Here is a 1726-nt window from a genome sequence, read left to right as displayed (position 1 = left end):
TGTCAAGGAAGCCGGAATCAGCGTCCTCACCGGAGGCACGGAAGTGCACCTCGTCCTCGTCGACCTCCGGGACGCCGACATCGACGGGCAGCAGGCCGAGGACCGCCTCGACGCGATCGGAATCACCGTCAACCGCAACGCCGTTCCGTTCGACCCGCGGCCGCCGATGGTGACGTCCGGCCTGCGCATCGGCACGCCGGCACTCGCGGCGCGCGGTTTCGGCCGGGACGACATCGTGACGGTCGCCGACCTGATCGCCCGGGCCCTCGTCGCCGCCGAAGGTGCCGACACGTCGGCACTCGCGGCCCAGGTGCGTGCGCTCGCCGACAAATACCCTCTCTACCCGGAGCTGTAGGGATGACCATCAGCGTCTTCGACCTCTTCTCCGTCGGCATCGGCCCCTCCAGTTCACACACGGTCGGGCCGATGCGGGCGGCGGGGACGTTCGTCGACGACCTCGGCGCACTCGGCTACCTCGGGGACGTCGCCGGTGTCCGTGTCGACCTGTACGGTTCGCTGGCGGCAACCGGCGCGGGGCACGGAACCATGTCGGCGATCCTCCTCGGTCTCGAGGGGTATCGGCCGGAGACCATCGCCACCGACGAGATGGAGACGCGGCTCGCTGCGGTGCGAGCGAGTCGGCGGATCCGCGTCGCCGGAACGGTCGACATCCCGCTCGCCGAGGACGAGATGGTGCTGCATCCGTTGACGGTGCTGGATTTTCACCCCAACGGCATGACGCTCACCGCCACCGGGGTGGACGGTCGCGAACTGCACGCGCAGACGTACTTCTCGATCGGCGGCGGCTTCGTGGTCACCGGCACCGAACCGGCGATGTCGGTCGGCGCCGGCGCGAACGCGCTGTCGTTCGGGTCGGCTCGCGAATTGCTCGAACTCAGCGAGCACTACGGACTCGGCATCAGCGAGGTGATGCTCGAGCACGAACGGGCCCTCCGGCCCGAGTCGGAGGTCCGGGCGCGACTGCTGCACATCCGGGACGTGATGGTCGAGTGTCAGCAACGCGGCATCAGCCGGGACGGGTATCTGCCCGGCAATCTGCAGGTGCTCCGGCGCGCCCGCGGCTGGTACGAGCGACTGAACGCGGAAGACCCGCACCGTGATCCCGCGTTCGCCGAGGACTGGGTGAATCTGGTGGCCCTCGCCGTCAACGAGGAGAACGCGTCCGGGGGGCGGATCGTGACCGCCCCCACCAACGGCGCGGCCGGCATCATCCCGGCGGTGCTGCACTTCGCGCTGCGCTACACCCCGGCGGGGAAGGCGGATCCGGACGGTACGTCGGTGCGATTCCTGTTGGCGGCGGGCGCGATCGGATCCCTGTACAAGGAGCGGGCCTCGATCTCCGGGGCCGAGGTGGGCTGCCAGGGCGAGGTCGGCTCCGCGGCGTCGATGGCCGCCGCCGGTCTCGCCGAGATCCTCGGCGGCACCCCCGCGCAAGTGGAGAACTCGGCGGAGATCGCGATGGAACACAGTCTCGGTCTGACGTGCGATCCCATCGGGGGGCTGGTGCAGATTCCGTGCATCGAGCGCAACGCCATCTCGGCGGGCAAGGCGATCAACGCCGCCCGGATGGCACTGCGCGGCGACGGCACCCACCGCGTCAGCCTCGATCAGGTGATCGAGACGATGCGGGCCACCGGCGCCGACATGAGCTCGAAGTACAAGGAGACGTCCACCGGCGGTCTGGCCGTCAATGTGTCGGTGAACC

Annotated in this window: 1 protein-coding gene and 1 pseudogene; both read left to right on the top strand. The window is 69.6% G+C overall.

The window, feature by feature from the left end; translation table 11 throughout:
* Nucleotides 1-355 (top strand): annotated as a pseudogene (locus ACFTZB_RS45450) (serine hydroxymethyltransferase); the annotation flags it as partial.
* Nucleotides 356-357: 2 nt separating this feature from the next.
* The coding region (locus ACFTZB_RS45445) for an L-serine ammonia-lyase (RefSeq protein ID WP_378442540.1) at nucleotides 358-1726 on the top strand (1369 nt) is incomplete at its 3' end.

This window comes from Rhodococcus sp. NPDC057014 (assembly GCF_042673295.1).
Lineage (GTDB): Bacteria > Actinomycetota > Actinomycetes > Mycobacteriales > Mycobacteriaceae > Rhodococcus_F.
Note: the sequence above shows the minus strand (reverse complement) of the source record. Positions and strands in the feature narration are given on the sequence as shown.